Origin of the sequence: Rhodoferax ferrireducens (genome assembly GCF_031458075.1) — a bacterium.
GTDB classification, from domain to species: Bacteria; Pseudomonadota; Gammaproteobacteria; order Burkholderiales; family Burkholderiaceae_C; genus Rhodoferax_B; species Rhodoferax_B ferrireducens_A.
On the sequence record NZ_JAVDXT010000005.1, the window covers coordinates 415,238 to 438,891 of the forward strand.

Annotated in this window: 22 protein-coding genes; 9 read left to right on the forward strand and 13 right to left on the reverse strand. The window is 65.9% G+C overall.

Annotated features, from left to right (window positions below):
- Positions 1 to 13 precede the first annotated feature (13 nt).
- Complete coding sequence (locus J2X19_RS23020) at positions 14 to 3,568, forward strand: EAL domain-containing protein (RefSeq protein ID WP_473198106.1); 3,555 nt, start codon at positions 14 to 16, stop codon at positions 3,566 to 3,568.
- Here J2X19_RS23020 and J2X19_RS23025 read toward each other — a convergent pair.
- Entirely contained in the window at positions 3,565 to 5,478 is a 1,914-nt protein-coding gene (locus J2X19_RS23025) for an MFS transporter (protein WP_310376831.1), read from the reverse strand. The two genes, J2X19_RS23020 and J2X19_RS23025, sit on opposite strands and share 4 nt — an antisense overlap.
- 78 nt (positions 5,479 to 5,556) lie before the next feature.
- Entirely contained in the window at positions 5,557 to 6,984 is a 1,428-nt protein-coding gene (locus J2X19_RS23030) for an FAD-binding oxidoreductase (RefSeq protein WP_310376832.1), read from the reverse strand.
- 217 nt (positions 6,985 to 7,201) lie between these two features.
- Between J2X19_RS23030 and J2X19_RS23035 the strand changes: the two genes are divergently transcribed.
- The gene (locus tag J2X19_RS23035) at positions 7,202 to 7,933 is read left to right on the forward strand and encodes a helix-turn-helix domain-containing protein (protein WP_116606599.1); all 732 of its coding nucleotides are present in this window, start codon (positions 7,202 to 7,204) and stop codon (positions 7,931 to 7,933) included.
- On the opposite strand, the gene J2X19_RS23040 is transcribed toward J2X19_RS23035, so the two are convergent.
- From J2X19_RS23040 to J2X19_RS23065, 6 genes are all read right to left on the reverse strand, one after another.
- Positions 7,914 to 9,176, reverse strand: a complete 1,263-nt coding sequence (locus J2X19_RS23040) for an FIST signal transduction protein (RefSeq protein WP_310376835.1) — start codon at positions 9,174 to 9,176, stop codon at positions 7,914 to 7,916. The genes J2X19_RS23035 and J2X19_RS23040 overlap by 20 nt on opposite strands.
- Positions 9,177 to 9,209: 33 nt before the next feature.
- The gene (locus tag J2X19_RS23045) at positions 9,210 to 9,908 is read right to left on the reverse strand and encodes a PhaM family polyhydroxyalkanoate granule multifunctional regulatory protein (RefSeq protein WP_310376837.1); all 699 of its coding nucleotides are present in this window, start codon (positions 9,906 to 9,908) and stop codon (positions 9,210 to 9,212) included.
- Positions 9,909 to 10,099: 191 nt separating this feature from the next.
- Entirely contained in the window at positions 10,100 to 10,558 is a 459-nt protein-coding gene (locus tag J2X19_RS23050) for a copper chaperone PCu(A)C (protein ID WP_310376839.1), read from the reverse strand.
- Between the two features lie 13 nt (positions 10,559 to 10,571).
- Positions 10,572 to 11,120 carry a YcnI family copper-binding membrane protein gene (locus J2X19_RS23055; RefSeq protein WP_310376841.1) on the reverse strand — a complete coding sequence of 183 codons (549 nt, stop codon included), beginning with the start codon at positions 11,118 to 11,120 and terminating at the stop codon, positions 10,572 to 10,574.
- Between the two features lie 95 nt (positions 11,121 to 11,215).
- On the reverse strand, positions 11,216 to 11,584 hold the full coding sequence (locus J2X19_RS23060; RefSeq protein WP_092759992.1) for a hypothetical protein: 369 nt from the start codon (positions 11,582 to 11,584) through the stop codon (positions 11,216 to 11,218).
- A 31-nt stretch (positions 11,585 to 11,615) separates the two neighbouring features.
- On the reverse strand, positions 11,616 to 12,560 hold the full coding sequence (locus J2X19_RS23065; RefSeq protein WP_310376844.1) for a YcjF family protein: 945 nt from the start codon (positions 12,558 to 12,560) through the stop codon (positions 11,616 to 11,618).
- A gap of 221 nt (positions 12,561 to 12,781) precedes the next feature.
- On the opposite strand from J2X19_RS23065, the gene J2X19_RS23070 reads away from it, so the two are divergent.
- Together J2X19_RS23070 and J2X19_RS23075 are read left to right on the forward strand one after the other, a co-directional pair.
- Positions 12,782 to 13,663, forward strand: coding sequence for a UDP-2,3-diacylglucosamine diphosphatase (locus J2X19_RS23070; RefSeq protein ID WP_405048734.1), 882 nt, complete (start codon positions 12,782 to 12,784; stop codon positions 13,661 to 13,663).
- 13 nt (positions 13,664 to 13,676) lie between these two features.
- Positions 13,677 to 14,279 carry a hypothetical protein gene (locus tag J2X19_RS23075; RefSeq protein WP_310376848.1) on the forward strand — a complete coding sequence of 201 codons (603 nt, stop codon included), beginning with the start codon at positions 13,677 to 13,679 and terminating at the stop codon, positions 14,277 to 14,279.
- Here J2X19_RS23075 and J2X19_RS23080 read toward each other — a convergent pair.
- Complete coding sequence (locus J2X19_RS23080; RefSeq protein ID WP_310376850.1) at positions 14,276 to 15,925, reverse strand: aminotransferase class III-fold pyridoxal phosphate-dependent enzyme; 1,650 nt, start codon at positions 15,923 to 15,925, stop codon at positions 14,276 to 14,278. The genes J2X19_RS23075 and J2X19_RS23080 overlap by 4 nt on opposite strands.
- A 29-nt stretch (positions 15,926 to 15,954) precedes the next feature.
- Between J2X19_RS23080 and asd (J2X19_RS23085) the strand changes: the two genes are divergently transcribed.
- Positions 15,955 to 16,845: an archaetidylserine decarboxylase gene (asd, locus tag J2X19_RS23085; protein ID WP_310376852.1), complete on the forward strand. Its 891-nt coding sequence runs from the start codon at positions 15,955 to 15,957 to the stop codon at positions 16,843 to 16,845.
- Here asd (J2X19_RS23085) and J2X19_RS23090 read toward each other — a convergent pair.
- The 3 genes from J2X19_RS23090 to J2X19_RS23100 form a co-directional block, all read right to left on the reverse strand.
- Entirely contained in the window at positions 16,817 to 18,073 is a 1,257-nt protein-coding gene (locus tag J2X19_RS23090) for a glycosyltransferase family 4 protein (protein WP_310376855.1), read from the reverse strand. The genes asd (J2X19_RS23085) and J2X19_RS23090 overlap by 29 nt on opposite strands.
- Positions 18,074 to 18,219: 146 nt before the next feature.
- Positions 18,220 to 18,618, reverse strand: a complete 399-nt coding sequence (locus J2X19_RS23095; RefSeq protein ID WP_116606589.1) for an energy transducer TonB family protein — start codon at positions 18,616 to 18,618, stop codon at positions 18,220 to 18,222.
- Between the two features lie 34 nt (positions 18,619 to 18,652).
- On the reverse strand, positions 18,653 to 19,633 hold the full coding sequence (locus J2X19_RS23100) for a fumarylacetoacetate hydrolase family protein (protein WP_116606588.1): 981 nt from the start codon (positions 19,631 to 19,633) through the stop codon (positions 18,653 to 18,655).
- A 44-nt stretch (positions 19,634 to 19,677) separates the two neighbouring features.
- Here J2X19_RS23100 and J2X19_RS23105 point away from each other — a divergent pair, with 44 nt between their 5' ends.
- The 4 genes from J2X19_RS23105 (at position 19,678) to purU (ending at position 22,807) form a co-directional block, all read left to right on the forward strand.
- Complete coding sequence (locus J2X19_RS23105; protein WP_310376858.1) at positions 19,678 to 20,757, forward strand: DUF3108 domain-containing protein; 1,080 nt, start codon at positions 19,678 to 19,680, stop codon at positions 20,755 to 20,757.
- A gap of 68 nt (positions 20,758 to 20,825) precedes the next feature.
- On the forward strand, positions 20,826 to 21,119 hold the full coding sequence (locus tag J2X19_RS23110; RefSeq protein WP_116606974.1) for a BTH_I0359 family protein: 294 nt from the start codon (positions 20,826 to 20,828) through the stop codon (positions 21,117 to 21,119).
- A gap of 3 nt (positions 21,120 to 21,122) precedes the next feature.
- Positions 21,123 to 21,911, forward strand: coding sequence for a ChaN family lipoprotein (locus J2X19_RS23115; RefSeq protein WP_310376860.1), 789 nt, complete (start codon positions 21,123 to 21,125; stop codon positions 21,909 to 21,911).
- Positions 21,912 to 21,946: 35 nt separating this feature from the next.
- Complete coding sequence (gene purU / locus J2X19_RS23120) at positions 21,947 to 22,807, forward strand: formyltetrahydrofolate deformylase (protein ID WP_310376862.1); 861 nt, start codon at positions 21,947 to 21,949, stop codon at positions 22,805 to 22,807.
- Here purU and asd (J2X19_RS23125) read toward each other — a convergent pair.
- Positions 22,800 to 23,642, reverse strand: coding sequence for an archaetidylserine decarboxylase (gene asd, locus J2X19_RS23125; protein ID WP_310376864.1), 843 nt, complete (start codon positions 23,640 to 23,642; stop codon positions 22,800 to 22,802). The genes purU and asd (J2X19_RS23125) overlap by 8 nt on opposite strands.
- Positions 23,643 to 23,654 lie beyond the last annotated feature (12 nt).

Consider the following 23,654-nt stretch of genomic DNA (forward strand, 5'->3'; position numbering starts at 1 on the left):
GGGAAAGGTCGGTATGCGTCTGTGGCAAGCTGGAAAGTGGAGCTCCTTGTCGGCCAGGATCCGGCTGCTGGTGCTGGTCACCATCTTGCCGGCCGTGGTGCTGGTGGTCTACCAGGCGCAGGCCAACCGCACCGAAGCGATTGCCGCTACCGAAGAGCGTGCCACGCTGACCGTCAAAAGCCTGGCCGCCACCCAGCAAAGGCTGATCAACAACACCCGCGAATTTCTGCAGAACCTGGCCTACCTGCCGCAGGCCCAGCAACCCGAGGCAGCGGGCTGCTCGCAGTACCTGGCCGAAGTGCTGTCGCTGAACAACACCTATGTCAACCTGGGCCTGCCGCGGGCAGATGGCGCACTGCTGTGCAACGCCACCCCCTTGAGGGCGCCGGTGAACGTGGCAGACCGCCCCTACTTCCAGCGCGCCATCCAATCGCGGGAGTTTTCGGTCGGCGCGTTCCAGGTGGACCGCGCAACCCAGGCCTCCAGCGTCAACTTTGCCTATCCGGTGGTCAACTTCGCCAGCCAGAAGGTGGTGGGCGCGGCGGTGGCGGTGGTATCTCTCGACTGGTGGAGCCGCCGCCTGGCCGACCTGAGCCTGCCGGATGGCGCCGTGGCCCGGGTGACCGACCCCAGCGGCTACGTGATTGCCCGCTACCCGCCGGCGCCGCTGGAACTGGGACTGCTGTTCTATGACGCCAATTTCAGCAGCGCGCTCAGCCAGCATGGCGATATCGGCGTGCTGCACCGCCACGACAGCGATGGCAAGCGCCAGCTGGTGGTGTTCCGGCCGCTGATCGAAGCGGATGGCAAAGCCATTGCCACCATGAGCCTGACCATTCCGCTGGAGAACCTGTATGCCGCTGCCAACCAGCGGATGTGGAACGACATCGGCTTTCTGCTGCTCGGCCTGCTGCTCAGCTTTGGGCTGGCGCACGAAGGCATACGCCGCGCGGTCGCCCAGCCGCTGCAGCGCCTGCTCGACGCCACCGATGGGCTGGCCCATGGGCGCTATCTGCCGCAGATGCCGACCACCGGCATACGCGAACTGGGCGAGCTGGCCCAGCGCTTCAACAACATGGCCTTGAAACGGCAGAGCTTCGAGAACCAGCTGCGCGAGAGCGAGGAAAACCTGGCCATCACCTTGCATTCGATTGGTGACGCCGTGATTGCCACCGATGCCGAGGGCCAAGTCACCCGCATGAACGGCGTGGCCGAGCGGCTCACGGGCTGGTCGCTGGCCGAAGCCCTGGGGCAGCCGCTGCGGGCCGTGTTCCGCATCGTCGATACCAGTTCACGCCAACCCATCCCAGACCCTGTGGAACTGGTGATGGCACACGGTGAAGTCGTAGAGCTGGCCAACCACACGGCACTGCTGGCGCGCGACGGCGCCGAATACCAGATTGCCGACAGCGCAGCCCCCATCCGCAACGCCAGCGGCCAGGTGGTGGGCGTGGTGCTGGTGTTCAGCGACGTGTCCGAGTCGTACCGCGTGCACCGGCAGCTGGAAGCCAACGAGGCACGTTTTCGCATCCTCTCGGCCCTGTCATCCGACTGGTACTGGGAACAGGATGCACAGTTTCGGTTCGTGCGCTTCGAGGGCAACGCACAATCACAGCTCGACAAAAAAGACACTTCACCTTATGGGCATACCCGCTGGGAGGAGCCCACGCTGAATGTGACCGAGGCCCAATGGGAACAGCACAAGGCACTGCTGCAACAGCACCAGCCGTTCCATGATTTTGAAATCGAACGCGTCAACATTCACACCAAGCAGCCGTACTGGATATCCATCAGCGGTACACCGATTTTTGACGACCGCGGCCAGTTTTGCGGCTACCACGGGATCGGCAAGGACATCACGGCACGCAAACATACCGAGAATGAATTGCGCATCGCCGCCATTGCCTTTGAGTCACAAGAAGGCGTGCTGGTCACCGACCGCAACGCGGTGGTACTGCGCACCAACCACGCCTTCAGCAAAATCACCGGCTACAGCGCCGAAGAAACCATTGGCCAGCCCATGCGCATGCTGGCCTCGGGTCGCCACGACGCGGCTTTTTTTACAGCCATGTACAGCAGCCTGAAAACCGCCAACGAATGGCAGGGCGAAATCTGGAACCGCTGCAAGAACGCCGACGTGCGGCTGTACTACATGACCATCACCGCCGTCACAGACTCGGGCGGCAGCCTCACCCACTACGTCGCCACGCTGGTGGACATCACCCAGAAAGCCGCCGCCGCCAAGGAGATCGAGCACCTGGCGTTCTACGATGCGCTGACGCATCTGCCGAACCGCCGGCTGATGATGGACCGCCTGCAGCAGGCCTTCGCCTCCAGCACCCGTACCGACAAGCACGGCGCGCTGCTGTGTCTGGACCTGGACCACTTCAAGACCTTGAACGACACCCTGGGCCACGACATGGGCGATGTGCTGCTGCAGCAGGTGGCCCTGCGCCTGAAAAGCTGTGTCCGCGAAGGCGACACCGTGGCCCGGTTTGGCGGCGACGAGTTCCTGGTGCTGCTGGAAGACCTGAGCCCGTTTGCCACCGAAGCCGCGGAACAGACCCAGGCCGTGGGCACGAAGATCCTGGACACCTTGAACCAGCCCTACCAACTGGCCTCGCACCATGTGCACAGCACCACCAGCATGGGTGCGGTGCTGTTCAGCGGGCAAACCCAGTCCCTGGAAGAGCTGGTCAAGTACGCCGACCTCGCCATGTACGCGGCCAAGAATGACGGGCGCAACGCCATCCGCTTCTTCGATCCGATGATGCAGGCCGCAGTCACCGCCCGCGCCGCGCTGGAAAACGATTTGCGCACCGCGCTGGCCGAGCAGCAGTTCCTGCTGTACTACCAGATCCAGATCGGCCCGGGCGACCAGCCGGTGGGTGCCGAGGCGCTGATCCGCTGGCAGCACCCCACGCGCGGTCTGGTTTCACCCTTCGACTTCATCCCGCTGGCCGAGGAAACCGGGCTGATCCTGCCCATCGGCCTGTGGGTGCTGCAAACCGCCTGCAAGCAACTGCAGCGCTGGCGCAACGACCCGGCCACCGCCGATCTGCAGCTGGCGGTGAACGTCAGCGCACTGCAGTTCCGGCAGCCGGACTTCATGGAGCAGGTCGGCGCCCTGCTGCGCCACACCGGTGCCCGCCCGGACCGCCTGAAGCTCGAGCTCACCGAAAGCCTGGCCCTGGAAAACGTGGAAGACACCATCGCCAAGATGAAGGTGCTGCGGGGGCTGGGGCTGCGCTTCTCGATGGACGACTTCGGCACCGGCCAGTCCTCGCTGTCCTACCTGACGCGGCTGCCGCTCGACCAGCTGAAGATCGACCAGAGCTTTGTGCGCAACATCGGCATCCAGCACACCGACGCCCTGATCGTCCAGACCATCATCGGCATGGCCCACAGCCTGGGCATCGACGTGATCGCCGAGGGCGTGGAAACCGAGCAGCAGCGTGCGTTCCTGGCGCTGAATGGCTGCACGCTGTGCCAGGGCTATCTGTTCAGCCGGCCAGTGCCGCTGGATGCGTTTGAAAGCCTGCTCACCCAGTACGCGAGTCCGGCCTAAGCCAGCAGTTCCTCCACCCGATTACGCAGCAGCGCCGGCTGCACCTCGGCGGCAGACACCACCGTACCCACGTTCAAGCCCACCCGGTTCAGCATGCCGCGCCGAAACGGACGCACCATGGCGCCGCCCTGCTCGATACGGCTGAAATACGAGCCCCACAGATTGGTCAGCGCCATCGGAATCACCGGCACCGGCGCGCGCTCCAGGATCTTCATGATGCCGCCCTTGAATTCCTGCAGCGTGCCGTCCTTGGTGATGCCGCCTTCGGGGAAGATGCCCAGCAGATCGCCGTCCTGCAGCACCTTGGCGGCAGCCGCAAACGCGGCGTCGTAGGCCGCCGGGTCTTCGGCGCGCGGCGCGATGGGAATCGCCTTGGCCAGGCGGAACAGCCAGCCCAGCACCGGCACCTGGAAGATGCGGTGGTCCATCAGAAACACGATGGGCCGTGGGCTGGCCGCCATCAGCAGCACCGCATCGACAAAGCTCACATGGTTGCAGGCCAGGATGGCCGGGCCGCTGATCGGGATGTGTTGCTCGCCCGTCACCTTGAAGCGGTACACGCAGTGCGACAGCAGCCAGGCCACGAAGCGCAGCAGGTATTCGGGCACCAGCAGGAAGATGTAGAAAGCCACCACCGCATTCGCCAGGCCGGTGAACAAGAAGATCTGCGGAATGCTGAAGCCGCTGCTGAGCAGCGCGCCGGCGATCACCGAGCTGCCAATCATGAACAGCGCGTTCAGGATATTGTTGGCTGCGATGATGCGGGCCCGGTGCGTGGGCTGGCTGCGCAGCTGGATCAGCGCGTACATGGGCACGCTGTACAGCCCGGCAAACAGGCTGAGCAGCGCCAGGTCGGCCATCACCCGCCAGTGCGCGGATTGCGCCACAAAAGCCCCCAGACCCATCACCGGCACCACCGGCAGGCCGCGCGAGGCAAAGTACAGGTCCACCGCAAACACGCTCATGCCGATGGCGCCCAGCGGCACCAGGCCGATCTCCACATGCCGGCGGCTCAGCACCTCGCACAGCAGCGAACCGGTGCCGATGCCGATGGAAAACAGCACCAGCAGCAGCGTGGCCACCTGCTCGTCGCCGTGCAGCACCTCCTTGGCAAAGCTGGGGAACTGGCTGAGGAACACCGCACCAAAGAACCACATCCAGCTGATGCCCAGCAGCGAGCGGAACACCACCAGGTTGCCGTGCGCCAGCTGCAGGTTGCGCCAGGTTTCGGTGAACGGGTTCCAATTGATCTTCAGCTGCGGATCGGTGGCCGCCAGCTCGGGAATCGCCTGCGCCAGCCAGCGGCCGATCAGCGCCAGCGCCACGCAGCCGATGGCCACCGCGGTGTGCCCGACCTCAGGAATCGTCACCAGCAGCCCGCCGACGATATTGCCCAGCAAAATGGCCACGAAGGTGCCCATCTCCACCATGCCGTTGCCGCCGGTCAACTCGGCGTCCGACAGCACCTGCGGCAGGTAGGCGAACTTGACCGGCCCGAACAAGGTGGAGTGCAGGCCCATCAGGAACACGCAGGCCAGCAGCACCGGAATCTGCACCGTCAGGTTGGTCGTGAAGAAGCCATAGGCCGCCACCAGCATGATGGCGATCTCCAGGTTCTTCACCGCGCGGATCATCCGGGTCTTGGGGAACTTGTCGGTCAGCTGCCCGCTGGTCGCCGAGAACAGCAGGAACGGCAGAATGAACAGCGCCCCGATCACCAGCCCTGCCAGCGCCGGCGGCAACCAGCTGACGCTGAGCTGGTAGGTCACCATCACCGTGAACGAGAACTTGAACAGGTTGTCGTTCGCCGCGCCGGAAAACTGGGTCCAGAAGAACGGCGCAAACCGCCGCTGCTTGAGCAGCGCGAACTGGTTGGGATGGGGCGCGGAATCGTTTGTCTGTAGTGTCATTTTTAATGCCAAATAGGGCTGTAGCGCACATTCTATGTGCACGTACAGCTATTTAAAATATAGCAAACATAGTGGTGTTCAAACGCCGTACCGGTCCCACAAGGCATTGCTGAACCGGGTCGCCCCCAGGCTTTGGCGCAAGGCCCGCAGCCTGGTGGCCTGGGGATAAGCCGCATCGAACTGCTGCTGCGTGGCATGCAACTGGTAGGGCAGATAGTACGTGCCCCCATGCGCCAGGGCCAGGCCCACCATCGATCGGGTCCATTCGGCCACGGCAGGCTGGGCGGCCCCGGCGACCCGCTGCTTGTAATAGACCACGAAGGAAAACACGTCCTCCTGTGCCCAGGCCATCAAGGTCTGGCGGTCGGCGGGCGCATGGCGGATCGACACGTTCAAGGTGCCGGTGGACGACTGCTGCAGCAGCGCCGCCATCTGGCGCGCGAACGCCAGGAAATGGCGCTCGGGAATAAAGTACTCCTGCAGCACATAGGTGGCGATGGAGCGCGTAGCGGGCTCCAGCTCGGCCACGTCGTGGCTGGCCTCGTAGTTGCGCCAGACCACGGCGGGTCGGTCCTGCAAAGGGTCGACCAGCTGGCGGCGCAACACGTCCCCGCCCGGCAGTTCGGTCATGGCCCAGATGGCGGCTTTTTCCTTCAGGTAGCGCCCCTGGGTGCTGCGCAGCCGGGCCGGCTGCGTCAGCGGCTTGTCGCTGCGCCGCCAGGTCACGCAATGCGGCTGCCCGAAGTCCGGCGCCTGCAGATCCGCGTTGTGCAGCAGCGCGCCGGGATCGCTGGCCACCTGTTGCTTGAACCAGGCGGGATAGTCCGCCAGCGCCACCCGTTCGGTATGGCGCTGTATGGCAAAGTTGTCGTCCAGCGCCAACTCCACCTCGGTCACCACGCCCACGCCGCCGTAGCCGCCAATCGCCGCAAAAAACAGCTCGGCATGCTGCTCGGGCGAGACCTCCAGCACCGTGCCATCTGCCAACACCAATTGCAGCGCCCGCACGCTGGAGACGATAGGCCCGTGCCCCACGTAGCGCCCATGGCAGTTCACCGATACCGAGCCGCCAACCGTGAAGTTGGCGTAGCTCTGCATGGTGCGCACCGCCAGGCCGTGCGGGTCGATCAGCGTCTGCAAGTCCCGCCAGCGCATGCCCGCCTGCACCCTCGCCACCTTGCCCACCGGGTCGAGCGCAACCAGCTGCTGCATGCTGCGCATATCCAGCTGCAGCCCACCCGCCAGCGCGGTCTGCCCGCCCATGCTGAAGCGCCCGCCGCCCACGCTGACCCGGCCCGGCCAGCGCCGCAGGGCTTGGCGGATGTCGTCGGCATTGCGCACCGCCACAATCTGCGCCGTTGGCACCGAATACAGGTGGGTCACATTGCACACGCTCAAGGGGTCGGCTGGGCAAGTGGCCGCCGCATCGGTCGCCGCCAGCGCCGCCCCAGCGGCCACGCTGCCCAAGAACGCGCGGCGGGTGAGCTCAGTGGTGGATGGGGGCATGGTGGCTTCCTTGTGGCATGTGGGCTGCATTGTGCCCAGCCCCTGTGCATTGCAGAGCAGGCCGCCGCCGGCGGTTGCCCAGATCCCGTAAAAAGAACGTCACAGCCAACTCCTTGAAAATTGAGTGGCGCGAGTGTCGAGACTGCGCGCACAAACCCGCCACAAAATCCCGACCTGCATACGCTTGCAGTACAAAAGGTATCAATAATCGATACCCATGAGCACCACCGCCGACCTCGTCACCGCCCTGAAGAAGGAACTCAAAGCCGCCCAGCTGACCTACGCCGACCTGGCGGCCAAGCTGGGGGTGGCGGAGTCCAGCGTCAAGCGCATGCTGTCCAAAGGGGACATGCCCTTGTCGCGGGTGGACGCGATCTGCCGCGCGCTGAAGCTGGACTTTGCCGAGCTGGCGCGCCGGGTGGCCGACGCCCAGCCACTGCTGGCCGAGCTGACGCAGGAACAGGAGCGCGCGGTGGTAGCCGACAAAAAGCTGCTGCTGGTAGCGATCTGCGTGCTCAGCCAGTGGACGCTGGAGCAGATCGTCACTTGCTACCGGCTCAGCGAGGCCGAGTGCATTGCCTGCCTGGCGCAGCTGGACCGCATCGGCATCATCGAGCTGCGCCCCCTGAACCGCTACCGGTTGCGGCTGGCCAAAGCCTTCCGCTGGCGGCCGCACGGGCCGGTGATGCAGTTCTTCCGCGAGGACGTGGTGCTGGACTACTACAGCGGAGGTTTTGACGGCCCGGGCGAGGGCCTGCTGCTGGTGCATGGCTCGGTGAGCCGCAGCCTGGCGCCGGTGTTCCTGGAGCGGCTGCAGCGGGTAGCGCAGGACTTTGCCCAGCAGCACCTGGCCGACCAAAAGCTGCCCGAGGATGCGCGCGAAGCCTACACCCTGGTGCTGGGCATGCGGCGCTGGGAGTTTGCGGCGTTTATGGCCTTGCGTCGGTAAACACCGTCAGCACGCCGGTGTAGCCGTACAGGTTTTGCCGGGCGATCTCGCCAGCTGCGAAGAAGCCGACCAGGGGGACGTCGCCCAGGGCCCGGCGCACGATTTGCAGCTCGGCGCTGGGGCCACCAAAGTGGTTGCCGCCGCGGCCGGTGCAACTCACGTAGACAGCGCCGGCAATGCGCCGCGCCGGGTGGGGGGCGGATTCGGCCTCGGGCGCAGCCAGCGCGGTGGCCAGCTCGACCGACAGCTCTTCGGGCTCGAGTTCTTCGCGGATCTCGGCGCAGATGCGCACCAGATCAGCCCTGGCCGCCGCCACATTGCGCTGGCAGAAGGCCAGCCGGGTGCCGACCTCCACGTTGTCGCCAATCGCCACGCCTTTGCGCGTGGGGTCCAGGCCGATGATGTGACGCACCACCACATCGCTGCCGAAATGCGCGGTGCGCACCACGGCATCGCCAACGGCGGCGCGGGTCAGGCCGACCAGGGTGGCGCGGACCCGGCCCAGGGCTTCCTGCGGCTGCTCCAGGTTCACGCCCAGGTCGCGCAGCAGCACGTCGAGCGCGGGCTCGCCGTCCAGTTCCAGCACCAGGTTGGCGTCGGACGCGGTGACCACCCGGGTAGCGGTGATCGGCTGGCAGCCCTGGGTGACGCGCGACACCAGGGGCACGCCGCCACCAAAGGCCACGCCGCTCAGGCCGCCGCTGAACACGCCGCGCGCCGCGCCATGGCCTTTGATGTTGCCGTTGCCACCGACCGCAAACTGCACCGAGCGCGAGCGGCTCGACGCCAGGCCGCCGAACAGGTAGCCGGTATCGGTGCGCTGGGCCATTTCGGCCACCAGCTCGGTCAAATCGGGGGTGTTGGCATCGGCATGGACCAGGGCGGTATGCGCCTCGAAACCCAGGCCCAGCGGGGCCACGCCCGAAAACACCCGGTACTGGTCGGCCGGCAGGTCGCACAGCATGACGCTGAGCGCAGGCTCATCCACATACTCGACATTGTTGGCGGCGATGCCTATGCCCACGGTGCCCGACCAGTCGGTCACCTCGGGCAGCTCGCCGCTGAGGTGGTCCAGGATGTCCTGGGCGTCGGCCGCATAGTGGTCGGTGATGTAAAGCAGGCCCAGGGCGGGCGCGCTGGCGTAGTCGGGCAAGGCCATGTGGGCGCGCAGTTGCGCCAGGACCAGACCGGCGGCCATGCGCCATTGCGGGTGGGTGGCATGGCCGTGGGGAAAGAGTTTCATAGCCAGCTCGGAATGCAGTTCGGATTCAGGATATCAGTTCAGCGGCTTTTTCACCGCGGCCTTTTTCGCCGGCGCTTTCTTGGTTGGGGTCTTTTTGGCAGCGGCTTTGGCGGCGGCAGGCTTGGCCGGCGGCACCTGGGCGGCCTTGGCCATGGCGCCTACGCTTTTCAGGGCTTCGGCCGCGAAATTGGTCGCCAGGTTCTTGCTCTTCTCGATGGCCGCCTGGGTGCTGGCGTCCTTCAGGGCCACGCCGGCGATCTGCTGGAACTGCTCGGTCAGCGAGCCCCACCACTTCAGCGGGTCGACCACACCGGACGCGGCGGGCGCCTCGGCAGCGGCTTCGGCGGGCGCCGGTGCAGGTTCGGGCGCAGCAGGCTTTTCGGCCGGTTTCTCTACCGGTTTTTCGGCCGCCACATCCGGCTTGAGCTTGAAGGCACTGGCCAGGTCGGTCATGCTGAAATTCATGCCCTTGAGCGTGGCCAGTGTCATTTTCTGCACCTCCAGCGCCTGGATGGTGGCCTTCAGCGCGACCGCGTTCTGGTCGAGCCAGAACTGCACGGCCTTCAACTCGGTGATGCGCTTGTCCAGCTCTTCGACATTGATGGTGGGAGCAACCCAGCCGCCCATGGCGGGCATGGCCGGGGCCGCGTTCGCCGCGCCTTTGCCCAGGTTCTGCAAGAAGTCGAAGCCGGGCACGAATTTGCTGAAATCAAAGGCGGGTGTATCGCTCATGGTGTCTCCTGGGGTGGTGTCCACGCAGCTTACCCCAATGGCCTGCGGGATCGCAACGCTAACCCCATGGCAAGTGCGACGGACCGTACGCCAAGAACCCGTGGAACCGGCTTTGCCGGGCCACTGGGTTCGCCCCCTGCAAGGGGGTTGGCGAAAACATGCAGTGTGCAGCCTGGGGGTGAGCCAAACCTTCAGTGCTTGTGCTCGGCCGTGCCGGCTGGCGCAGTGGTGGCGATCGGCAACTTGAGCTCCTGCTTGCTCTGCACACCCTTGGCGTCCTGGAACACCAGGGTCAGCGGGATGGTGCTGTCCTTGGGCAGTGCGGCCTTCAGGTCCATCAGCATGATGTGGTAGCCGCCGGGGGTCAGGGCCACGGCTTTGCCGGCCGGCAGATCCAGGCCGCCGGGCAGCGCGCGCATCTTCATCACATCACCCTCCATCTTCATCTCGTGCACCTCGGCCACGCCGGCCACCGGGGTGGAGACGGAGACCAGCCGGGCCGCCTCCTTGGCGGTCAGTGTCATGAAGGCGCCGCTGCCCTTCTGGCCTGGCACGGTGGTGCGGGCCCAGGCGTTGCTGACTTCCACGTTCTGGGCAAACAATGGGCCGCTGGCGCAGACCAACATTGCGGCAATAGCTGCGAATTTCATAGCATTCATTCCTTTAATGGGCATGGCCGACGTGTTCGGACGGGATGATTTCCAGCAGCGCCGCCGGGTTCTTCAAGCCCTTGCTGGAGGTTCCGCTGGCAGGCACTTCAGACCAGTCGACGCTGCCTTTCTCGCAGACCTGCAGCACCTTGAACCACATGGCGCCGGCCGTGGCAGGCAGGGCGCCGCGCAGCACGAATTCGTCGTAGTAGGCGTCCTGCAGCCAGCTGTCTTTGGAGGCGGCGGTCCAGGTGATTTCGGTCACGCCTTCGGTGATCTGCGTGCCGTGGTCGTCATAGGGCTTGTCGAGCTTGCCGCTCTTGATGGCCAGCAGCCAGCCGGCCTTGGGCATGGGCTTGGCGCCCTGGAAGCCGGCCGGGATGGTGACGCGCAAGGCGGTCACGGGCGAGCCCTCACAGCCGTGGCCGACGCGCAGGGTGGCGCGGTAGTAGGTGCCGGCCAGCGCCGCCTGGTCGGCGAGGGTGACATGGGCCAAAGCGCTGCTGGCGCAGATAACAGCTGCGCAGGCAGCTACGGATTTAATAGCAATTGAAATAGACATGGCAATATTGGGTCGCGTGACCCAAGCTCAAAACAAACAAGAAATCAGCCGCTAGCGCAGGTGGTACCTGCACGAGTAGCTACATATTTGATAGTTCAGAGCAGGGTCGGCGGCCCGCGCGCCGGCAGCGGCGCGGCGGTCAGCCAGGCGATGTGGGCAGCCGGAATGCTGCGCAGCACATAGGCCAGGGGTTGGGCCGGTTCGACCTGCACCCGGGCTGTTGGCGGCGGTGCGCCAGGGGTCAGGCACAGCGGGCAGTCTCCCATCTGGCTCACCACCTGGGTGCTGCCATCGGCCGACTTGACCAGCAGCTTGACGGCACCGGCGCTGGAGCAGACCAGCTCCATGGCCAGCGGATGCGTCAGCGGCGCGGCAATCGCCACGCCCAGCGACAGCGCAAAACACAGCAGCACCCAGCGCGCCAGATGGCGGGCGAAGGCGTGGGGGTTGCGCAGCGTGGGCATGGCGGCGATTATGCCGCGCCTGCGCGCAACCTCAGGCGCCGCGCACCATGGCCAGCACCTTGCCCGCATCCAGACTGCGGGCTGTCTGCTGCATGGCCGGCAGGTAGCGGCTGTGCAGGCCTTGCGCCTCCTGGGTCACGCTGGCGTAGACGTCCTTGAGCACCTGAGTCGACAGCGTGCGCCCGCCTGCGTAGTAGCGCTTGGCCACATGGCCCAGCGCGTAGGTGGCGGCAAAGCTCATGCCGGTGCTGACGGCTTGCTGGCCCAGCCCGCGCAGCAGGCCGCCGCCGACCTTGCCTAGCAAACCGCCAAGCAGCTTGCGCCCGGCCTGCTCCAGGTACTGCGAGGTCAGGCCCACGCCGACGGTGGCCAGAAAGTCTTTGATATGGCCGCGGTCCAGCTCGAAGCCATGGGCCTTGCCGATGCCGTAGACCAGCTTCATCTGCAAGGGAATGATGGCCATGGTGGACAGGGATTCGGGCAGCAGCTCGAGCGCGCCGTTGACGATGGCGGCGTTGAGAATCGTCTTGTCCAGCTCGGCATCGCCGGGCTTGGCCGCGGCCGCGGCTGGGGTTGCTGAGGGCGTGGCCGCGGCCAGGGGCACGGAGGCCATGGCATCGGCTTGCTGCACGAACTGTTCGGCAGTCGCCTTGTGCAGCCCCAGCGCCTGTTGCAGGCTGGCCAGAAAGCGCTGCTCGGCGGGGGAATGCACGCCATCGGCATCGCAGACGCAGACCGCCATTTCATAGGCCAGCTGCTTGGATTCGACGCTGACCAGCGCCGCCGCCACGCTGTCCAGCGAGACGCGCTGCAGCAGCACGTCCTGGTACAGCGTGGGCAGGTTCAGGCCATCGGCTTGCGACAGGCCTTCGGCGATGCGCTTGATCTCGGCGCGCTCGCGCTCGTGCTTTTCACCATCGACAAAGGCGGCGAGCAGGCTCAGGGTGACGATGGCCCGGGTTTCAGATGCGTTCATGGAAGGTTCTCTGGACATGGCGGAGCCTGTTGGTGCCGATACGGGGCCAAAGGTTCCAGGCGGCAGCCGCCGCACGTCATGCGTTTGCCACATTAGCGCCTTCTGCGTGTCACATGGCCGCCGCACACTCGCGGGCAACTGCATTGCCATGGAGCTGCCATGAACCCTATGTCGCACCGCATCTGCACAACCTGTGGGGCTGCCGCACCGGCAGGGGCCTGATGTTCCAGGCCTTTGACGCCAGCCCGCCGGCCAGCGGGCTCTGGCGCGCCGCGCTGGCCCCATCTGACGACGATGGGCCGGACGACGACGCGGTGCCGGCGCAACGCCTGCGCTGCATCTTCATCTCCGACCTGCACCTGGGCACACCAGGCTGCCAGGCCGAGCCGCTGCTGCGCTTTCTGAAAGCCCACCCCAGCGACTACCTGTACCTAGTGGGCGACATCATCGACGGCTGGCAGCTGCGCCGGCGCTGGTACTGGCCGCAATCGCACAACGACGTGGTGCAAAAGCTGCTGCGCCGCGCCCGCAAAGGCTGCCGGGTGATCTTTGTGCCCGGCAACCACGACGAGTTTGCGCGTGGCTTTGTCGGCCACCACTTCGGTGGCATCGAGGTGGTGCAGGAGGCGGTGCATGTGACCACCGACGGCCGCAAGCTGTGGGTGGTGCATGGCGACTACTTCGACGCCGTGGTGCAGTACGCCAAGTGGCTGGCCTACCTGGGCGACAACCTGTACGAGCTGACCCTGAAGCTGAACCGGCACCTGAACAGCCTGCGCGCCCGCATGGGCCTGCCCTACTGGTCGCTGTCCTCGTACCTGAAGAACAAGGTGAAGACCGCGCTGAACTACGTGACCGACTTCGAGGAAGCCGTGGCCGCCGAGGCCCGCAAGCGCGGCCACCACGGCGTGGTCTGCGGCCACATCCACCGCGCCGAGATGCGCACTATCAACGGCACGCTGTACTGCAACGACGGCGACTGGGTGGAGAGCCGCACCGCGCTGGTCGAACACATGGACGGCCGGCTGGAACTGCTGCACTGGCAGGACCCGTCACCGTCTACCGCCCTCACCGTGCCACAGCCACATACCGCCACCGTTTAACCAGGAGAGCCCCATGTCCGACTTCTTCGAACAACTCAGAATCCAGCGCTGGGACGACCACCGCTACTACCACCACAGCCGCATCAACCAGTCGCTGCACCTGGTCAGCGCGCTCAGCTTTGTTTGCGCCTATGCGCTGCTGTTCAAGGACCCGGCGCTGGCCGCGCTGCTGGCCTGGCTGGTGTCGATGACCAGCCGCCAGGCCGGGCATTTCTTCTTCGAGCCCAAGGGCTATGACGTGGTGAACCAGGCCACGCACGAGCACAAGGAAGACATCAAGGTCGGCTACAACCTGCGCCGCAAAGTGGTGCTGCTGGCCATCTGGGCCGCATCGCCGCTGCTGCTGGTCTGGCAGCCCAGCCTGTTCGGCCTGCTGGAGCCGCACACCGGCCTGGAAAGCTTTACCCGCAACACCGGCCTGCTGTGGCTGGCCGTGGGCGTGGGCGGCCTGGTGTTCCGCACCGTGCACCTGTTCTTCCTGAAGGACGTGGAAGCCGGCCTGGTGTGGATGACCAAGATCCTGACCGACCCGTTCCACGACATCCTGCTGTACTACAAGGCGCCTTTGGCCTTGCTGCGCGGCGAGTTAATCGAGCCGCGCCAGGCTGCGCATTAAAACTTCTGCGCCAGCATTTCTCGAAGCACCCGGCGTTTGATCAGCTTGTTGGTCAGCGCCGGGTTATGCCACCACCAGCCATCGGCCTGCATCGCCTGGGCGGCGCGCACGAAGCGCTCGGCCACGGCGGCAAAGTCGGCATCGCTGTAGTTCAGGCTGAAGATGAAACGCCCGGTACCGACCCAGCTCAAGGCCAAGCCTTCGAGCCGCAGGTAATGCTGCAGCAACCAGTTGTAGCAGGCCGGTTGGGTGTAGAGCACGGTCCAGATGGACGACATATGCGCCACCTGCACCGGTACGCCGGCAGCGGCCAGGCGCTGGTTCAAGTCTGCCGCCCGTTGGTCCCAGCGTGCGTCCTGTCCGGTGTACATGGCCTGGATCGGCGCGGTCTCCAGGCTCTGCAGAAACACATTCATCGCGCCCATCACATAGGGGTGGGCATTGAAGGTGCCGCGGGCAAAACAGATGTCGGCCGGGGCCTCGTCGCGGAAGCGCTTCATCCACGCATGCTGGCCGCAGACCACACCCACCGGCAGGCCGCCGCCGAGGGTCTTGCCGTAGGTCACCATATCGGCCTGCACGCCAAAGTATTCCTGCGCGCCGCCGGGCGCCAGGCGGAAGCCGACAAACACCTCGTCGAAGATCAGCGCAATGTTTTTCTCGGTACAGATCTGGCGCAATTGCTTCAACCAGCGTGTCGTGGCAGCGCGGTCGAAATGCGCGCTGCGGCCGCTATCCAGCAGCGAGGAGTCGCCCGGTGCACCGATGTTCGGGTGCAGGGCCTGCAGCGGGTTCACCAGCACGCAGGCGATGTCCTTGCGCTTGCGCAGCACACGCAAGGTGGCCTCGCCCATGTCCTGCAAGGTGTAGGTATCGCGCTCGGTCACCGGGTTGCCGATGCCGGGCTGCACATCGCCCCACCAGCCGTGGTAGGCGCCACAAAAACGCAGCAAATGCGTGCGCTTGGTGTGGTAGCGGGCCAGGCGCACGGCCTGCATCACCGCCTCGGTGCCCGACATGTGGAAGCTCACCTCGTCCATGCCGGAGATGGCTTTCAGCCGCTTAGCGTTGTCGGCCACCACCGGGTGGTAGGAGCCCAGCACCGGGCCGAGTTCGGCCACCATGGCGCTACCCTGGCGGATGCAGTCTTTGTAGAAGTCGTTGCCGAACAGGTTCACGCCGTAGGAGCCGGTGAGGTCGTAGAACACATTGCCGTCCAGGTCGGTCAGGGTCACGCCTGCCGTGGACTGCACGAACGAGCCCGTCTTCAGCGCCTTGCCGAACAGCTCGCGGAACTGGTAGGGCACTTTGTAGGCGGCGATGAACTGCATGTCGGAGATATCGCCCTCGGCCTCGCACGTCAGCTGCAGGCTGTGGGCGAAGCGGCTGGCGTACTCGGCGGCGAGACGGGCCAGCGCGGTCTTGCGCAGCCCCACCACCTCGGGCGGCGCGCCGTCCAGGTCGAAAGCCTGGGCTTCGTCGTAGCCGTAATTCGGCAGCTGTGCCGCCATGCGCCGGGCCATGCGCGGGTGCCCGGTCAGCGAGCGGTGTTTGGCCAGAGACAGTTCCAGCCGCGTCTTCACGCGGGTTGCGCCGTAGAGCAGCGCGACGCCGCCCACGGCAACCCAAGCCATTGATTCATTCACAGATTTTTCCTTTCAAAAGAGATACGACCATGCAGATTCGCCAGCAGATACAGCAACTACTGAAACAGGAAGACCTGAACTTCTTGCTCACCAACCGCCTGCCGCGGCGCTGGCTCACACAGGCCATGGGCTGGTTCAGCCAGATCGAGCAGCCGCTGGTGCGCGATGCGTCGATTGCGGTGTGGAAGTTCTTCTCGGACCTGGACTTGAGTGAAGCGAAGAAGACGCAGTTCAAAAGCATGCACGACTGCTTTACCCGCGAGCTGAAAGACGGCCTGCGGCCCATCGCGCGAGACCCTGCCGTGCTGAGCAGCCCCAGCGACGGCATCGTCGGCGCCCATGGACCGATTGAAGGCAGCCAGGTGTTCCAGGCCAAGGGCTTTCCGTACACGCTGCAGGAGCTGCTGGGCGACGAGGCACACAGCGGTGAATGGCGCGACGGCTACTTCGTGACCCTGCGGCTGACGTCCAGCATGTACCACCGCTTCCACGCACCGCAGGACTGCACGGTGGAGAAAGTCACCTACTTTTCCGGCGACACCTGGAACGTGAACCCGATCGCTTTGAAACGCGTTGAAAAACTGTTCTGCAAGAACGAGCGCGCCTTTCTGAAGACCCGCATCACGGGCGACGGCCCGGCGCGCGGCCAGACGGTTGCACTGGTGCCGGTGGCGGCCATCCTGGTGGCCAGCATCCGCCTGCATTTTCTGGATGTGCTGCTGCACCTGAAGTACCAGGGCCCGAACACCCTGCCCTGCAACGCCCACTTCGCCAAGGGCCAGGAGATGGGCTGGTTTCAGCATGGATCGACCATCATCGTGCTGGCGCCCAAGGGCTTTGCGCTGTGCGAAGGTCTGCGCGATGGCTCAACGGTCCGCATGGGCCAAGCCCTTATGCGCTGGACGCAACCGACGGTTTAGGCTGCACAAACTGGGCCGCGGGCAGGCTGCTGAAGTGCCCGCCGTGGCATTGCACCACGGTGCGCAGGGTGCCGATAAAGCTGTCCACCACCGCAGCCCAGCCCAGGTGGGCCACGCTGGCCGGGGCGTTGAGGCGCAGCGCCTGCAGCCGCTGCGGGTGGCTGGCCAGGGCCGCCGCGGCCTGCACAAACTGGGCTTCCTCGCCCAGCGGCACCAGTACACCGTTGTGCTCCTGGCGGATCAGATGGGCCGCCGCCGCATGCGCATACGACAGCACGGCCAGGCCGCTGGCCAGGGCTTCGGGCACCACATTGCCGTAGGTCTCGGTCATGCTGGGGAACAGGAACAGGTCGCCCGATGCATAGTAGGTGGCCAGCTCTTCGCCCTGGCGCACACCCGCAAAAATCGCCTGCGGGCAGCTGTCCTGCAAGGCCTTGCGCAGCGGGCCGTCACCGACCAACACCAGCCGTGCCGTGGGCTGGCGCGCCTGGACCGCGCCAAAGGCCGCCAGCACGGCGGCCACGTTCTTCTCGCGGGCCAGGCGGCCCACATACAGCGCCACCACGTCCTGCTCGCCCACGCCCCAGCTGGCGCGCAGCGCGCTGGAGCGACGCGCCGGGCTGAACTGGGCGATCTCCACGCCGCGCGACAGCACCGACACATTGCGGTAGCCGCGCGCCTGCAGCGCATAGACCATGGCCGGTGTCGGCACCAGGGTGGCCATGGTGCGGTTGTGCAGCTTGCGCAGGTAGGCGTCGATCGGCGTCTTCAGCAGGCCCAGGCCGTAGTGGCCCGAGTAGTTGTCGAAATTGGTGTGGAACGAGCTGGTCACCGGCAGCTGCAGCTTGCGCGCCGCCGTCACTGCCGACCAGCCCAGCGGGCCTTCGGTGGCAACGTGCACCACGTCCGGCCGCATCTGCTGCCACAGCGCCAGCAGGCGGTTCTTCGACGGCAGGCCGAAGCGGAAATTGCCGTAGCTGGGAATCGGCACGCCGGCGGACAGCACCTCGTCCAGCCCGGCGCGCGGCCCTGGCGCCTCCACCCCCGGCTGGCGCGGCCGCACGATTTGCAGCGCATGGCCGCGCTGCAGCATGCCTTCCACCAGGCGCCCCAGGGTCATGGCGACGCCATTCACTTCGGGCGGAAAAGTCTCGGTCACCAGCGCAATCCGCAGACTGGCCGGTTGTGCAGCGAATGATTCCACGATGATCTCTTCAGCGTTGTTCACGCTGCCGAGACTACGGCCCGCCCATGGCAGATTGATGGCAGGGGCATGTCAGTTTCAAGACACCCCCGAATCTCAATGTAAAAAGTGCCTCTGGCGCTTATTTCACCAGCGCAAGAAGCTACTTTTTATATAGCAAACCAGTCCGCTTATCTGGGCCGGTCGTAGAACGGGAAAGTCATGGGCGCGACCACCGTGACGGCCTCGGCACCGCCGACGCCGCGGTAGGGCGCGAACTCCATGTCGTTCACCGCCAGCAGGCAGGCCTCGTCGAGCACCGGGTTCAGGCTGGACTTGGCGATCCGCTTGCGCAGCACCTTGCCGTCGGCATCCACCAGGATCTCCACGATGACGGTGCTGGTGCGCGAGCGGTCCCGCACCAGATCGGGCGCTGGCGTCGGCACCTTGACCCGCCAGGGGCTGCTGGTGCGCATCTGGGCGATGTCGATCTGCTGGTCGGGCCATGGGGCCTCGGGCGGGGCGGATGCGCAGCCGGCCAGGACGGCCAGCGTGGCAACCAACAATACATGGCGAAAACGATGCTGCATATGTGTTCCTATATTCCGTGTCTGGGCTGCGCGTTCAGCGCAGCAGAGGGGCCAGTTCCTGGTCGATGGCGCCGAACAGGCTGAGGCCGTCCATGCCCTTCATCTCGATGCGCACCGTGTCGCCGAACTGCAGGTAAGCCGTACTCGGCTGGCCGCCGTGCAGCGTCTCCATGGCGCGCTTCTCGGCGATGCAGTTATAGCCTTTGGGCCAGTCGGTCTTGGCCTTGCTGCCCACGCCTGCGTTGGCCACCGGGCCGGAGCCGACGATGCTACCCGCCCGCACGTGGCGGGTGGCGCACAGCTGGGCGATCAGCTGGCCGAAGTGGTATTGCATCTCGGGTCCGGCATCGCACATGCCGACCTTGCGGCCGTTCCAGCTGGTGTGCAGCGGCAGATGCACGCGGCCCTTGTCCCAGGCGTCGCCGAGTTCATCCAGGGTAATGGCGACCGGGCTGAACGCGGTGGCCGGCGCGCTCTGCACCCAGCCCGCGCCCTTGGCCCGCTCGACCGGCTCCAGGCTGCGCAGCCGCACGCTATTGCTCAGCAGCAGCAGACGCACGCCGTCCAGCGCCTGGGCCGGGGTCGAGCCCTGCGGCACGTCGGCGGTGATGGCGGCCAGGCCGGCGCCGAAATCCACGTCCAGCGCCTCCGACTGGCAGCGCAGCAGCTCGCAGGCGCCCAGCAGGTTGTCGCCGCTGCCCGGGGCCAGCACCAGGCCGGGCTCGGCGTCCTGGGCCTGCAGCAGGCTGGGATAGGCCTGGCCCTCCACCCATTGGTAGGCGCGCGGCAGCGGCGCCATGCATTGCAGCGGGTCGAAGGGAAATGTGTGGCGGCCGCGGCCCTGGTTCAGCGCGTCGTACAGGTCTTGCAGCTGCGGGCTGAGGAAGCCCCAGTCGTCCAGTACCTGCTGCAGGCGGCTGGCAATGCCGGTCGCATAATGGGCCGAAGCCAGGTCGCGCGACACCACTACGAGCTGGCCGTCGCGGGAACCGTCTTGGTAGGTGGCCAATTTCATAGGGGAGTCAGCCGGGTGGAGTGGATCAAGCGTTGCATAGACAAATGAGTTTAACGAAGCCCACCCTGCCCCTGCGTGCGCTGCTGCTGATCGGCGGCGGCGTGGCACTGGCCCACCTGCTGCTGCTGCGCGAGCTGCCGGCGGCGCTGCAGGTACAGGGGGAAGCCGCGCCAGTCCGGGCGCTGCAGACCCGCAGCATCCCGCCGCCACCGCCCCCGGTGCAGGCCGCGCCGGCGCCGCCGCCTCCGGTAGCCCGCCCCAAGCCCCGGCCGGCACCGCCCCCCGTGGAAGCGCCCCCCCCCAGCACCACCGTTGCCAGCCTGGAAACCACGGAACCTGTGCCCGCCGAGCCAGCCCCGCTGCCCGAGCCACCGGCCTCGGCGCCAGAAGCTCCGGTGGCAGCGCCCCCAACACCGCCGCCACCGGAACCCGCGGCGTCCGCCCCGGCCCCGCCCGCCCCGCCCGTACTGACCCAGGCCACGGCCTTCGTATTCCCGGCGCCGGTGCGGCTGCTCTACGAACTCAGCGGTGAATCGAAAAAACTGCGCTACCAGGCGCGCGGCGAGCTGCTGTGGCGCCAGGACGGCCAGCACTACGACGCCCAGCTGCAGGCCAGCATGCTGTTCTTCGGCTCGCGCACCCGCACCAGCAACGGCCAGATCACGCCCAGCGGCCTGGCACCGACCCGGTTTTCCGACAAATGGCGCAGCGAACAGGCCGCGCACTTCGACCAGGAGAAGCACCGCGTCACCTTCAGCGCCAACACGCCCGAGGTGGCGTTGCAGGCCGCCGCGCAGGACCAGCTGAGCGTGATTCTGCAAATTGCCGGTATGCTGGCGGCCGATCCGGCCAGCTACCCCGCCGGCAGCGGCATTGCGCTGCAGACCGTAGGCCCCAAGGATGCAGACATCTGGGCCTTCAGCGTCGAGGCACCGGAGAAGATCCGCGTGCCCAGCGGCGAGCTGGAGACCATCAAACTGATCCGCAAACCGCGCAAGGAATTCGACCAGAAGGTCGAAATCTGGCTCGCACCCAGCCTCGGCTACCTGCCGGCGCGGCTAAAAATCACGAATGCCAACGGTGATTTCATCGACCAGCAACTGCGTGGCGTGGAAAAGCCGTAATCTGTAGCTGCCTTGAAAACTACCGAAACGTAGCCATCTGTGCATCAGTGATTGAAAAGGACCGCACCATGAACACGCTTTACGACTCTGAATCCTTTGTGGTGGTCCATATGCAGCCGAATGCCGACCTGGAAGCCTTGCTGCCGCAGATGGACACCGCACCCGCCCCCACGCTGGAGCGCCACGGCTTTGAAATTGTTGACAAACGCTCGGGCAAAGAGGTCTACCTGGATGGCTCCTGGGCCGAGCTGTTCCAGCGCCACATTGCCGCCTGGCAGCAAAACACCCCGACCCAGGAAGAAGTCGAAGACACGCTGGAGCAGTACGCCGGCCTGGCCCAGAACCCGGTCGTCATCCACTAGAGCATGCTGCTGCGCGCCGCCCTGCTGGCCACGGCATTGTTGACGGGCTGCGCCAGCATGTCGCCGAACCGCGCCCTGGCGCTGCTGCCCGCGGATGCCATCCTGCTGGGCGAGCAGCACGACGCGCCCGACCACCAGCGCATCCACCGCGAAACCATAGAAGCCCTGGCCGCCCAAGGCCAACTCGTCGCCGTGGCGATAGAAATGGCCGAACAAGGTCGCAGCACTGCCGCCCTGCCACGCGATGCCGATGCCGCCCAGGTGCAGGCTGCCCTGCAGTGGGACGACGCCGGCTGGCCCTGGGCCGCCTACGGCCCGGCGGTGATAGCCGCGGTGCGGGCTGGCGTGCCGGTACTCGGCGCGAACCTGCCGCGGGCCCAGATGCGCAGCGCCATGGCGAACAGCGCCCTGGACAGCCAGCTGCCCGGCCCGGCACTGAAGGCCCAGCAGCAGGCGATCCGCCTCGGCCACTGCGGCCTGCTGCCCGAAAGCCAGATCGCCCCCATGACGCGCATCCAGATCGCCCGCGACATGGCCATGGCGCAAACCCTGCAGGCCGCCGCCGTGCGCGGCAAGACCGTGCTGCTGCTGGCCGGTGCCGGCCATGTGGACCGCAGCCTGGGTGTGCCGCAATATTTGCCAGAAAATCTGGTATCAAAAGCGGTGCTGCTGCAGGCAGGATCAGCGCCAGAAGCTACTAAAAGCATAGTAAATTTTGATAGCACCTGGCAGACACCCAGCATTCCCGCCACCGACTACTGCGCCAGCCTGCAAAACAAGCTGCCCGGCTGACCCGCAGCCGCAAGCTGGGCGACAATCCAGCCTGTATGACCCCTACCCACAACCACGCCTACATCCTCACCCTGTCCTGCCCCGACCGCCAGGGCATCGTGCATGCCGTCTCCGGCTTTCTGCTGGAACGCGGCAGCAACATCGAAGAGGCCGCGCAGTACAACGACCACGACACCGGTCTGTTCTTCATGCGCGTGCAGTTCGCCTGCGGCGCCGTCAACGCCGCCGACTTGCGCAGCCAGCTGGGCAGCTTTGCCGAAGGCTTTGCCATGCGCTGGAGCCTGCACGAGACCTCGGAGCCGGTGCGCACCGTGCTGATGGTCAGCAAGGAAGGCCATTGCCTGAACGACCTGCTGTTCCGCTGGAAGAGTGGCCTGCTGCCGCTGGACATCCGCGCCATCGTCAGCAACCACCGCGACTTCTACCAGCTGGCGGCCAGCTACAACGTGCCGTTCCACCACATCCCGGTGACCGCCGCCACCAAGGCCCAGGCCGAGGCGCGTGCCTACGAGGTGATAGAGAACGAAGGTGCCGAGCTGGTGGTGCTGGCGCGCTACATGCAGATCCTCAGCGACGACCTGTGCCGCAAACTAGCCGGCCGGGCCATCAACATCCACCACAGCTTTCTGCCCAGCTTCAAGGGCGCCAAGCCCTACTACCAGGCGCACGACCGCGGCGTAAAGCTGATCGGCGCCACCGCCCACTATGTGACGGCGGACCTGGACGAAGGCCCGATCATCGAACAGGACGTGGCCCGCGTGGACCACAGCCGCACGGTAGAGCACTTCACCGCCCAGGGCCGGGATACCGAGAGCCAGGTGCTGGCCCGCGCCGTCAAGTGGCACAGCGAGCACCGCGTGCTGCTGAACGGCCACAAGACGGTGATTTTCAAATAGCGTTGGCCATGACCTCGCCCAGGCGCACGCTGCCAGCGGGTGCCCAGGCGGGGTTGAACGTGAGCGGTCCCTTGGGGAACAGCATCACCACGGTGGAACCCAGCAGGAAGCGGCCCATCTCGTCGCCCTGCTTCAACACCACCTGCTGGTCGTCGTAACGCCACTCGCGCACCGGGCCGCGCGGCGGATTGATCACACCCTGCCAGACGGTCGCCATGCTGCCGACGATGGCGGCGCCTACCAGCACCAGCACGAATGGCCCGCGGGCCGAGTCAAACACGCAGACCACCCGCTCGTTGCGCGCAAACAGGCCGGGCACGCCCTGGGCCGTCACCGGGTTTACCGAAAACAGATCGCCCGGCACATAGACCATGCGCGTCAGCCGCCCATCGCAGGGCATGTGGATGCGGTGGTAGTCCTTGGGGCTCAGGTAGATGTTGGCAAAGTGGCCGTTCTCGAACAACGCGCCCAGCGCCGCGTCGCCGCCCACCAGCGCCGTGGTCGAAAAGGTATGGCCCTTGGCCTGGAAGATCTGGTCGCGCTCAATCCGGCCAAACTGGCTGATCGCGCCGTCCACCGGGCACACCAGGTCGGCCTGGGCCAGCGGACGCGCACCGGGCTTCAGTGCGCGGGTGAAGAACTCGTTGAAGCTGGCGTAGCTGGTGATATCGGGATTGGCCGCCTCGGCCATGTTCACCCCGTATTTGGCTACGAACCAGCGGATGATGCCGGTGGTGATACTGCCGGCGCGCGCCGTGGCCACGTGCCAGCCGAATGCGGTGATGGCGTGCTTGGGCAGCAGGTACTGCAGCCACACTTTGAAACGGTCAGACACGCGCAATCCCCT

Coding starts and splice junctions, on each gene's coding strand:
- J2X19_RS23105 (WP_310376858.1), top strand. CDS start 19,678: ATGAGTTTAACGAAGCCCACCCTGCCCCTGCGTGCGCTGCTGCTGATC.
- J2X19_RS23060 (WP_092759992.1), bottom strand. CDS start 11,584: ATGCCCACGCTGCGCAACCCCCACGCCTTCGCCCGCCATCTGGCGCGC.
- J2X19_RS23045 (WP_310376837.1), bottom strand. CDS start 9,908: ATGAGCGATACACCCGCCTTTGATTTCAGCAAATTCGTGCCCGGCTTC.
- J2X19_RS23110 (WP_116606974.1), top strand. CDS start 20,826: ATGAACACGCTTTACGACTCTGAATCCTTTGTGGTGGTCCATATGCAG.
- asd (WP_310376852.1), top strand. CDS start 15,955: ATGCAGATTCGCCAGCAGATACAGCAACTACTGAAACAGGAAGACCTG.
- J2X19_RS23035 (WP_116606599.1), top strand. CDS start 7,202: ATGAGCACCACCGCCGACCTCGTCACCGCCCTGAAGAAGGAACTCAAA.
- J2X19_RS23050 (WP_310376839.1), bottom strand. CDS start 10,558: ATGAAATTCGCAGCTATTGCCGCAATGTTGGTCTGCGCCAGCGGCCCA.
- J2X19_RS23020 (WP_473198106.1), top strand. CDS start 14: ATGCGTCTGTGGCAAGCTGGAAAGTGGAGCTCCTTGTCGGCCAGGATC.
- J2X19_RS23065 (WP_310376844.1), bottom strand. CDS start 12,560: ATGAACGCATCTGAAACCCGGGCCATCGTCACCCTGAGCCTGCTCGCC.
- J2X19_RS23095 (WP_116606589.1), bottom strand. CDS start 18,618: ATGCAGCATCGTTTTCGCCATGTATTGTTGGTTGCCACGCTGGCCGTC.
- J2X19_RS23025 (WP_310376831.1), bottom strand. CDS start 5,478: ATGACACTACAGACAAACGATTCCGCGCCCCATCCCAACCAGTTCGCG.
- J2X19_RS23070 (WP_405048734.1), top strand. CDS start 12,782: ATGTTCCAGGCCTTTGACGCCAGCCCGCCGGCCAGCGGGCTCTGGCGC.
- J2X19_RS23115 (WP_310376860.1), top strand. CDS start 21,123: ATGCTGCTGCGCGCCGCCCTGCTGGCCACGGCATTGTTGACGGGCTGC.
- J2X19_RS23030 (WP_310376832.1), bottom strand. CDS start 6,984: ATGCCCCCATCCACCACTGAGCTCACCCGCCGCGCGTTCTTGGGCAGC.
- J2X19_RS23040 (WP_310376835.1), bottom strand. CDS start 9,176: ATGAAACTCTTTCCCCACGGCCATGCCACCCACCCGCAATGGCGCATG.
- J2X19_RS23100 (WP_116606588.1), bottom strand. CDS start 19,633: ATGAAATTGGCCACCTACCAAGACGGTTCCCGCGACGGCCAGCTCGTA.
- J2X19_RS23055 (WP_310376841.1), bottom strand. CDS start 11,120: ATGTCTATTTCAATTGCTATTAAATCCGTAGCTGCCTGCGCAGCTGTT.
- J2X19_RS23075 (WP_310376848.1), top strand. CDS start 13,677: ATGTCCGACTTCTTCGAACAACTCAGAATCCAGCGCTGGGACGACCAC.
- purU (WP_310376862.1), top strand. CDS start 21,947: ATGACCCCTACCCACAACCACGCCTACATCCTCACCCTGTCCTGCCCC.